This window comes from Bacteroides sp. 224, from assembly GCF_010500995.1.
Classification (GTDB): domain Bacteria; phylum Bacteroidota; class Bacteroidia; order Bacteroidales; family Bacteroidaceae; genus Bacteroides.
The window spans coordinates 82,783-93,389 of the sequence record NZ_QVMK01000011.1 but is presented as its reverse complement, the minus strand read 5'-3'; the positions used below and the strand labels follow the sequence as shown (position 1 = coordinate 93,389).

The 10,607-nt window shown below is 37.6% G+C and carries 9 protein-coding genes; 3 read left to right on the top strand and 6 right to left on the bottom strand.

Annotation, left to right across the window (positions count from 1 at the left end; all coding sequences use genetic code 11):
• Nucleotides 1-344: 344 nt before the first annotated feature.
• The 3 genes from D0T60_RS07455 to D0T60_RS07445 all read left to right on the top strand — a co-directional run bounded on the left by D0T60_RS07455 (nt 345) and on the right by D0T60_RS07445 (nt 4,467).
• Nucleotides 345-1,631, top strand: a complete 1,287-nt coding sequence (locus tag D0T60_RS07455) for a hemolysin family protein (RefSeq protein ID WP_163217534.1) — start codon at nt 345-347, stop codon at nt 1,629-1,631.
• 248 nt (nt 1,632-1,879) lie between these two features.
• Complete coding sequence (locus D0T60_RS07450; RefSeq protein ID WP_163217533.1) at nt 1,880-2,674, top strand: patatin-like phospholipase family protein; 795 nt, start codon at nt 1,880-1,882, stop codon at nt 2,672-2,674.
• A 98-nt stretch (nt 2,675-2,772) separates the two neighbouring features.
• The gene (locus D0T60_RS07445) at nt 2,773-4,467 is read left to right on the top strand and encodes an alpha-amylase family glycosyl hydrolase (protein WP_163217532.1); all 1,695 of its coding nucleotides are present in this window, start codon (nt 2,773-2,775) and stop codon (nt 4,465-4,467) included.
• A 98-nt stretch (nt 4,468-4,565) separates the two neighbouring features.
• Here the strand turns inward: D0T60_RS07445 and D0T60_RS07440 are convergent, their stop codons facing one another.
• From D0T60_RS07440 to D0T60_RS07415, 6 genes are all read right to left on the bottom strand, one after another.
• Nucleotides 4,566-6,578: an alpha amylase C-terminal domain-containing protein gene (locus D0T60_RS07440; protein WP_163217531.1), complete on the bottom strand. Its 2,013-nt coding sequence runs from the start codon at nt 6,576-6,578 to the stop codon at nt 4,566-4,568.
• A gap of 10 nt (nt 6,579-6,588) precedes the next feature.
• Nucleotides 6,589-7,035 carry a YhcH/YjgK/YiaL family protein gene (locus D0T60_RS07435; RefSeq protein WP_163217530.1) on the bottom strand — a complete coding sequence of 149 codons (447 nt, stop codon included), beginning with the start codon at nt 7,033-7,035 and terminating at the stop codon, nt 6,589-6,591.
• Between the two features lie 27 nt (nt 7,036-7,062).
• Nucleotides 7,063-7,740, bottom strand: a complete 678-nt coding sequence (locus D0T60_RS07430) for a DUF2461 domain-containing protein (RefSeq protein WP_163217529.1) — start codon at nt 7,738-7,740, stop codon at nt 7,063-7,065.
• A gap of 260 nt (nt 7,741-8,000) precedes the next feature.
• The gene (locus D0T60_RS07425) at nt 8,001-9,347 is read right to left on the bottom strand and encodes a nitrate/nitrite transporter (protein WP_163217528.1); all 1,347 of its coding nucleotides are present in this window, start codon (nt 9,345-9,347) and stop codon (nt 8,001-8,003) included.
• 108 nt (nt 9,348-9,455) lie between these two features.
• Complete coding sequence (gene secG, locus D0T60_RS07420) at nt 9,456-9,815, bottom strand: preprotein translocase subunit SecG (RefSeq protein ID WP_163217527.1); 360 nt, start codon at nt 9,813-9,815, stop codon at nt 9,456-9,458.
• 4 nt (nt 9,816-9,819) lie between these two features.
• Nucleotides 9,820-10,602: a tetratricopeptide repeat protein gene (locus D0T60_RS07415; RefSeq protein ID WP_163217526.1), complete on the bottom strand. Its 783-nt coding sequence runs from the start codon at nt 10,600-10,602 to the stop codon at nt 9,820-9,822.
• Between the last annotated feature and the right edge of the window lie 5 nt (nt 10,603-10,607).

Sequence of the window (10,607 nt, the reverse complement as noted above, 5' to 3'; positions counted from 1 at the left end):
TGAAAAAGGTCAACCTAGTTTATAACTAAGTATAAACCGAGGCAACCAATTCTATTAATAAGACTGAAAGTAGTCAACTAAAAACGTTAACATACAGCTTGTGTCTTTATCAAGCCCTTTGATATCTATTCTCAAGCCTTTGAGAAAATATTCTTAAGCCCTTGAGTATTTGTACTCAAGCCGTTGAGAAAAAATTCTCAAGCCGTTGAGAAGAATGAGAACCAAGTATGAAAATCTATTTATTCGTATAATCGCTAAACATTCCCTCTAACTTCTATGTTGTTATAGGCAAAAGCCACAAGTATTATCTATACTTGGGGTTATTAACTTTCACCTAAAAAGACATGGAATTTTTAGTTATTATCTTTCTTTTAATACTTAACGGAATCTTCGCTATGTACGAAATAGCGCTTGTTTCTTCCAGCAAGGCACGGCTCGAAACACTGGTAGCCAGAGGAAGTAAATCGGCGAAGTCTGTATTGCAACAGCTCGAAGAACCGGAAAAATTTCTTTCTACCATACAAATAGGAATCACTTTAATAGGAATTATCTCCGGAGCTTTCGGAGGGGTAGCCATCGCCCATCAGATAAGCCCTCTTTTCGAGGGAATACCAGTTCTGGCAAACCATGCGCAGGAAATATCAATGATTCTGGTGGTAACTATCATCACTTATCTTTCGCTTATTATCGGAGAATTAGTTCCTAAATCCATTGCACTAAGTAACCCCGAGCGGTATGCCATGTTGTTAAGTTCATCGATGGCCTTTCTCACTAAAATATCTTATCCATTTGTTTGGTTATTAAGCATATCTACTCGCTTATTGAATAAATTAATTGGTATAAGTAATAGCGAAGAACGCCTAATGACTCAGGAAGAACTGAAAATGATTCTCCATCAAAGTTCCGAACAAGGCGTGATAGACAAAGAAGAAACCGAAATGCTACGTGATGTTTTTAGGTTCTCCAACAAAAAGGCTAATGAACTGATGACGCAGCGCAGAGATTTAGTCATTTTCCATCCCAACGACAGTAAAGAAGAAATATTAAGCATCATCAAAGAAAAACTTTTCAGCAAATATTTATTGGTAGACAGGCATAAAGATGAAATCATAGGAGTAGTATCTGTAAAAGATATTATATTGATGGTGGGAAATAACGAAGAGTTTGATTTGAACAAAATTGCTCAGCAACCGTTATATATACCGGAAAGCCTATATGCCAAAAAGGTGCTGGAGTTGTTTAAGAAAAACAAAAACAAGTTCGGCGTTGTGGTTAACGAATATGGCGAAACCGAAGGAATTATCACTCTGCACGATCTCTCTGAAAGCATATTTGGCGATATTCTGGAAGAAAATGAAATAAAAGAGGATGACATTGTAGTAAGAAAAGATGGAACTATGCTTGTAGAAGCATCTATGAACATCACTGATTTTATGGATGAGATGGAACTTCTTTCTTACGAAGATCTTGAAGCTGAAGATTTTACCACATTAGGAGGAATGGCAATGTTTTTTATCGGAAGAATTCCTAAGACAGGAGATATCTTCGAATATAAGAATCTGCAATTCGAGGTTGTAGATATGGATGGAGAAAGAGTTGATAAGCTACTTGTAACTAAAAAAGAAGAATGAAGATTAATATTTGACATCATTTTAGTAAAGTAAAGCCCCCTAACCCATTATAGAAAGCGGACGACACAGTATCAACCGGATATTGAGTCGGTCCGCTTTTCTTTTTAGCCACAAAACCAATCGATAGAAAATAAAAGATGTAATTTTCCTGTTATTTAACTGTTATTCGTTATCTTAGCGATATCATTAAAAATGGATATTTTTCAATGTGTTCCTCTTAATTTATGACTTTAAGAGATTAAAAACAAATGAATTTAGCTTTAAAAAAAACATATAATATAGGTTTCGCCCTAAGTGGCGGATTTATTAAAGGGTTTGCTCACTTAGGAGTGATGCAAGCTCTTTTGGAAAACAATATTAAACCGGATATCATATCGGGAGTCAGTGCAGGAGCACTGGTAGGAGCTTTTTATGCAGATGGAAACGAACCTTATAAAGTGTTGGATTTCTTTGCCGGACATAAATTCCAAGACCTCACTAAGCTTGTTATTCCTAAAATGGGCTTTTTTGATTTAAAAGAATTTATAGACTTCCTAAAAAGTAATTTGAAGGCCAAAAATATCGAAGACCTCCAAATTCCGCTTATTATTACGGCAACAGATTTTGATCATGGTAAAAGCGTTCACTTTAAAAAAGGATCTTTGCCCGAACGCATCGCAGCATCTTGTTGTATGCCTGTTATGTTTAACCCGGTAAAAATAAACGGCACTCACTATGTAGATGGAGGGCTTTTTATGAACTTGCCGGTTTCGACCTTAAAGAAAGATTGCGAAAAAGTAGTAGCCATTAATGTGAGTCCTTTGGTTGCCGAAGAATGTAAAATGAATATCTTGAATATTGCTATGCGTTCTTACCACTTTATGTTTCGTGCAAATACCGTTCCGCAAAGAGAAATGTGCGATTTATTGATAGAGCCCTACAACTTAAACGGATACAGCAATCACGAATTAGAAAAAGCCGAAGAGATATTTGAACAAGGCTACAAGACTGCCACCGAAGTTATAGAGTTATTTATGGAAGAAAAAGGAAAAGTTTGGAAATAATCCTCTTAATTTATCTTATCAAATTCAACAAGAATCAATAATAAACTGTTGTTTATCATACAAAAACAGAAAAAGAATTAATCAATTAAGGAATAAGAATGGAGAATAATAAGATTATCATCTATCAGGTATTCACGCGCCTGTTTGGTAATAACAACAGCCATTGTGTATATAATGGAGACATCACAGAAAACGGATGCGGAAAAATGTCTGACTTTACCGGTAAAGCACTTCAGGAAATAAAAAAGCTGGGCGCTACACACATCTGGTATACAGGTATTATTGAACATGCTACACATACTGATTACAGTCAATACAGCATCCGGAAAGACCATCCTGCTATGGTAAAAGGAAAAGCAGGTTCCCCTTATGCCATCAAAGATTATTATGATGTGGATCCGGACTTAGCAGACAAAGTTCCCAACCGGATGAAGGAATTCGAGAATTTAGTAACAAGAACGCACCGAAACGGCTTGAAGGTGCTGATTGATTTTGTTCCGAATCATGTATCCAGAGAATATCATTCGGATGTGCAACCAGAAGGAACATCTCAATTAGGAGCTGATGATGACACCTCGAAAGCCTTCGACCCTAATAACAACTTTTACTACATACCTGATACTGAACTACATGCGCTATTCGACATGAAAGGAAGCGCCCCGGAATCCTATCATGAATATCCGGCTAAGGCAACCGGAAATAATCATTTTAATGCCGATCCTACCATAACCGATTGGTATGAAACCGTAAAACTTAATTATGGCGTTGATTATCAAAATGGAGGAAGTACACATTTTGACCCCATCCCCAACACTTGGACAAAGATGCGTGACATACTTTTGTTCTGGGCATCTAAGAACATAGATGGCTTCCGTTGCGATATGGCCGAAATGGTTCCTGTAGAATTCTGGGAATGGGTTATTCCACAGATAAAGAAAGAATACCCCGGAATCTTATTTATTGCCGAAGTATATAATCCGGCAGAATACAGGAATTATATATTCCGTGGTAAATTCGATTACTTATATGATAAAGTAGGTTTATACGATACGCTCCGCAATGTTATTTGCGGATACGATTCGGCAAAAGCCATTACCCGAAGCTGGCAAAGCTTGGGAGGCATAGAGAAACACATGCTTAACTTCCTGGAAAATCATGACGAGCAACGTATTGCTTCCGACTATTTTGCCGGAAGTGCCCGAAAAGGTATCCCCGGACTTATAGCATCTGCCTGCATGAATACAAACCCCATGATGATATACTTTGGACAGGAATTCGGGGAACCGGGCATGGATACAGAAGGTTTCAGTGGAAGAGATGGTCGTACAACTATTTTCGATTACTGGAGCGTCGACAGCATTCGCAAATGGAGAAACCACGGAACTTTTGATGGTAAAATGCTCAATGATAAACAGAAAGAGTTAAAAGCCATTTACACCAAAGTATTAAACCTGTGCCAAAAAGAAAAAGCAATATACTTAGGTCATTTCTTCGACTTGATGTATGCCAACGAAAACGGTTGGAAATTCAACGAGCACAAGCAATATACATTCTTACGTAAATATGAGAAAGAACTGTTGCTTATCGTCGTGAATTTTGATTCTTATCCGGTGGATATCGCCATCAATATACCTTCTCATGCATTTGATTATTTACAGATTCCACAAGCAGAATCATACGAAGCTGTTGATTTGTTAACAGGAGAAAAAGAAATGATTTCTCTCTTGCCATACAAAGCTACAGAAACCAGCGTCAAAGATTTCAATGGAAAGATTCTTAAAGTAAAGTTATAATTCCTGAACCGCAGATTTTCGCAGATTAACGCAGAGTATTAAAAATAAAAACTCTGCGTTAATCTACGAAAATCTGCGGTTTAATATTAATATTGAATCTATTCTGTTTTTCTTAGTACAACAGCAGTGCGAGCAGGAATATATAACTTCAACCAACCCTTATTATCGTCTTTATATAAAGGATCGAAGTTTGTGAAATGCTTCACACTATCATCTGAAAGTCCATTGCCACCATATTCAGTACTATCAGTATTTAATACAACTTCATAAGTACCGGATGCAACTAAGAATCCATAGTCGGCAAAAGACTTCATCGGATTAAAGTTAAATACAAATATCAGTTCACCACGTTGATAGGCCAATACCTGATCGCCGTCATTATGCCATATTTCCTGTACGTCCGTTCCCTGAATAGCCTTCATGCTCTTTATTGTTTTCAGCATATCGGCATCAAAGTCGGCCATATAATGGTAAGTTAGCTTTTTATTGTCTACCAGGTTCCATTGTCTACGGGCATATTTGTACGACCAGCCATTTCCTTCGCGTGGGAAATCGATCCACTCCGGATGTCCGAATTCATTTCCCATATAGTTCAGGTAACCGCCATTCATGGTGGAAGCTGTCAGCAAACGGATCATTTTATGAAGGGCAATACCTCTGTGCACAACATAATTCTCATCTCCTTTTTGCATGTGCCAGTACATATCGGCATCAATCAAACGGAATATGATGGTTTTATCTCCTACTAACGCCTGATCGTGACTCTCGGCATAAGAGATTGTTTTCTCATCTTTGCGACGGTTGGTTACTTCCCACAACATGCTTGATGGTTTCCAATCTTCATCAATCTTCTCTTTGATTGTTTTAATCCAATAATCGGGAATATTCATGGCCATACGATAATCGAAACCATAACCGCCATCTTCAAATTTAGCTGCAAGTCCGGGCATTCCCGAAACTTCTTCGGCAATGGTGATTGCATGAGGATTTACTTCATGTATTACCTTATTTGCCAATGTTAAATAGCAAATGGCATTATCATCCTGATGGCCATTATAGTAATCGCCATAAGTCAGGAAAGATTCTCCCAAGCCATGACTGTAATACAGCATAGATGTTACACCATCAAAGCGGAATCCATCAAATTGATATTCATCCAACCAATATTTACAGTTAGATAGCAGGAAGTGAAGTACCTCGTCCTTACCATAATCAAACAGCAAAGAATCCCAAGCCGGATGTTCACGCCGACCGCCCGGATAAAAATATTGATTAGGATCTCCGGCAAAATTACCCAATCCTTCTACTTCATTCTTCACTGCATGAGAATGAACAATATCCATAATAACGGTTATTCCCATTTTATGGGCGGCATCTATCAATTTTTTAAGTTCATCGGGAGTTCCGAAACGAGAAGAAGCCGCAAAGAAACTGGATACATGATAGCCGAAACTACCATAGTAAGGATGCTCCTGAATAGCCATAATCTGAATACAATTGTATCCTGCTTTGGCTATACGAGGAAGTGTTTTTTCGCGAAACTCATTATAAGTACCTACCTTTTCTTCATCTTGTGCCATACCAATGTGGCACTCGTAGATCAACAACGGATCGGTATTGGGTTTATATTTCTTCTGGGTAAATTCAAAAGGTTTCTCCGGTGCCCATACCTGAGCATTAAAGATCTTTGTTTGTTCATCCTGAACTACGCGGGTGGCCCATGCCGGAATTCTTTCTCCTCTCCCACCGTTCCAATATACAATAAGCTTGTATAAATCTCCGTGTTTAATGGATTCAGCAGACAGATTAATTTCCCAGTTCCCTTTCTCATCGGGTTTCAAAGAAAACTCCTCTTCTTCTTTCCAGTCATTAAATGTTCCTACCAGGTATATTTTAGTGGCATTAGGTGCCCACTCTCTGAAAGTCCAGCCTATTGAGTTGCGCTGCAAACCAAAGTATAAATACCCTGATGCAAAGTCCGACAACGTTTCCTTGCCGCCTTGAGTCAATTGATTCTCTTTATATACGGCAAATTCATGACGTCCATTAATGGCGCCTTCAAAAGGTTCCAACCATGGATCATTCTTTATCAAATTAAGAACTTTCTTCATGTAGTTATTTTTAAGCTTTAACTTTAACGATAATCTTCTTCACTCCGGTAGGCGTAATACCCGGGGCATGACCGTCTTGGGGGAAGAAGATGGCAAACATTCCCGGCTTAACGGTAATATAGTCTGTAGCCAACCCTGTAAAGAAAGTAATATCCTTTTCCGGATTGTAAGGCGCATCAGCAGGCAGACAATCTTTACCAGCCGTATATCCCATCACTTCGGTACCTGATAATGGAATCTGAATATCAATAAACTCATTATGAGTTTCTAATTTAGCTTCTTCCTTTGTTTTAGGGCCGGTTTGAGCAATATTCACGATCAGATCCTTCTCTTTCAGAACAACTTTACCAACTTCCAGGCTGTTCAAGTCTGTAGCCTTCAAATATCTTACGGCTTCGGCGAATAAAGGATTCAGAGACGCGTATTTTTCCAAATTGTCAAGAGTGTCTAATACCATAATCTTATTATTTTAGTTAATAGTAATTCAATTTTCAGATTCTTCAAACTCATCAATCGTATAATTCGTAAAATCTCCGAAACGTTTTAACTGTTTAAATACGTCTCCTATTCTATCTAATACATCAGGTGAGGTAAAGAAGTTGTCGGCAACATGATGTGCGCAGGTATATTCCTTGCACTTCAGGTAATCTATATATTCAAAATCTTTAGGAAAACCTTTGGGAGCCGTTTTCAGAAAGCTATCGCCCACAACTGGGAAGTATTTTTTAAATTCCTGATCCTCTACTATGGCTCTATATTCATCAATATTATCATAGATAGCCTGACGAATGGCTTTCAACAGTTTTGGAGGGGGACATATACTACCTCCGGCCAGCAAACAATTACCCGGCTGAATATGTATGTAATATCCACAATGCTGTGACTTTTTCCCTTTTGCATTGATATATGCGCCTAAATGAGTTTTATAAGGAGTCTTATCGGGCGAGAAACGTGTATCCCGATAAATACGATAAGTGCAATCTTTTACTTCAACACCTCTTATACTTTCATCAAATAAAGATATAGTGGAAATCACAGAGGAGACAAAATCTTCAAATATCAAACGAACTCTTTCATATTTGTCCCGATTTTCATTGAACCACTCGCGATTGTTATGGGTAGAGAGCTCTTCTAAAAAACGAAAGATAACAGGTATATCCATTTTAGTTACTCTTTTCTATAATTTGGGTGTACAAACGTACAAAATTTATTTGTAACAGACTAACAAAACGATGAAAACATAAAGCCTGTTCTAACCTGTATTATTCATATTCAAGCATGAGAGAAGTTAATTTGAACTATAACTCCTTTTAACTTCTGATGAAGCGATAACTTCTTTTATAGAAATCAAAGTTTCATGCTGCTTTATATGAAAAAAGGTGAACTTAAAGTCCACCTTCATATTTATACTCTAACTCAAGATTAGTTTACTTCATTTGCTTTTTCCAGCCCATATCCTTTCTTTCTATCTTCACGTTTCAATAATAAAGCTATAAATACAGCCAGTAGTCCGAAACATGTAAAGAGAATCATTGGAATGGTATAATCATAGCGAATAGCATCGCCTTCTCCTGCAATAATACAATATTTATCGAGCACCCAACCTATAAGCAACGGAACAAGACTCAAACCGATGTTTTGTACCCAGAAAATTAAAGCATAAGCAGTACCCAATTGATTTTGAGGGATTATTTTTGGAACAGATGGCCACATAGCCGAAGGAACCATCGAGAATGATACTCCCAACAAAATGGTGAGGATTGCAGCAAACCACCATACATCTAAAATAGGTGCGGCAAACAGCGCATGAATTGCAACCAACATAGAAGCACCTATTATCATAATAGTAGCTCCTTTACCTTTTTTATCGTAAATACCCCCGAAGAGTGGTGTCAACAGAATTGTTCCAAGTGGAAGTAGTGATGGAATTAAACCGGAAAAAGCACTATCAACATTGTACTTATTCGACATTAACGAGGGGGCATATTTCAGAAATGGAAATACTGCGGAGTAGAAAAGTACACATAAAATGGCTACCAACCAAAAACCTTTGTTATTGATAACCGAAAGTATATCTCTTACCTTGAATGGTTCGTCATTTTCTACTTCTGTTATGGATGCGTCTAACTTACGATCCATCACACAAAATACCAAATAAGCAATTAAACCTATGCATAAGCCACCCAATCCTAATAAAATAGGAGCCGATAAACTATCAAAGAATTTGGTTAAGGGTGTTGAAGTTGCCATAGCCAGCGCAGTACCTAAACGAGCAATAGCTACCTGAACTCCCATAGCTAAAGCCATTTCGTATCCTTTAAACCAACGAGTTATTACTTTGGTAACAGTGATTCCTGCCATTTCTATACCTAAGGCAAAGATGGCAAAACCCGAACATGCAATAAATACTTGTGTTCTTATTCCGAAAACAGTTCCGTCGAATCCTCTGGATACAGCATAATACTCCAATCCGCAACCAATAATCATCAATATACAGGAGGCAATACCGGTATAGCGTACACCTATTTTATCCAGTATTATTCCACCAATAATAAGCATAAAGAGAAAGACATTGAGCCAGCCATAAGCCATATTGAAAAGGCCGTATTCGGAAGCCGACCAATTATACTCTTCCTGCAATAGCTCCATTAACGGGTTCATTACATCGGATATAAAATAGCCAAAGAACATGGTAAAGGCTACTACTATCAACACTGTCCAACGAACTGCCTTTGAGTCGTTCAACTTTCTAACAATTATGTCTTTCATAATAATCTATATTATTTTTTAGAAGGATTTAAGAAACAAAACAATAAAGGCTGTAAATCCCTATCAGTAAGGATTTACAGCCTTTATGTTGATTATAAAACATTTATCTTAGTTTGCTGTTGAGTCTGTTGACGCTGCCGGTTCAGTAGCTTCAGGAGTTTCAAAGCCCGAAGGAGCATTCAAAGGATTTGTTTGCTCTTCCTTTTGCGCTTGCTCCATAATAATACTTCCCTCTTTATTTGAAACTCCGGGAAGTGCATGTGCTGAAGCAATACTCAATATAACCATAAACGCAGCCAGTCCCCAAGTTGTTTTTTCTAAAAAATCAGTTGTTTTGCGCACACCCATAATCTGATTAGATGAAGAAAATCCAGATGCAAGACCTCCTCCTTTAGAATTCTGAATCAGTACGATGAAGCACATTAATATAGCTGCAATAACAATTAAGATAATTAATAATAAGTACATTTCTTTATTTTGAATTAGCGTTAATAATCAATTTCTCCAAAAAACGAATTTGGTCTGCAAAGTAAACGTTTTTTTTTGGATATTTCAAACTTAATTTTTTAATTATTTCAAGAGCCTTAGAATATCTCTTCTGTTTAATATAGATTTTAGCCAGTGTTTCGGTAAAAAAGCTATCATCTTCTTCTCCTTCTTCCGTAGATGAATCATTTAGTTCCTCAACATTCTCCGGTTCTTTTGACTCCTCTTCTGTGAGTGGTTTAATCTTTATTGAAGATGAAGATTCTGCTTCCGATTTAGCAATAAACCCATCAATCAACTCTTGCCCGCGAAGTTTGGGGGCGGTAATTACCTCTTCTTCTACCTGGCTCGGATAATCCTCGCGCATCAAGTAAGCAGTATAATCTGTTGTATAGTCGAGCTCTGTTGTCCCCAATGGCTCTTCCGGAAGATTAGTAAGAAAAGAATCAATGAGTGAAAGTGTACGATCAATCCCTAATTCTTCTTTAGAGCTTTCACTTAAAATCTGATCGCCGGATTTTGAAGACAATTTATATTTATCACCTTCTATCAAATAAAAAAGCACTCTCCTATCCGATATATAAAGAACAGATCTACGCAGCTCTGCCCCGAAAGAAATATCACGAAGAATGTATAAGTTCTTCAGATACAACAATCGTAACGGCTGACAGTAAGGGTAACGATTTAGAAGTGTACGAATTTCGTAGAGTGTTTCCCTGTTCAGTGATTCGGGGTGCGAAACCCATTGTTGCAAGCTTGCCGAAGTCATAAATA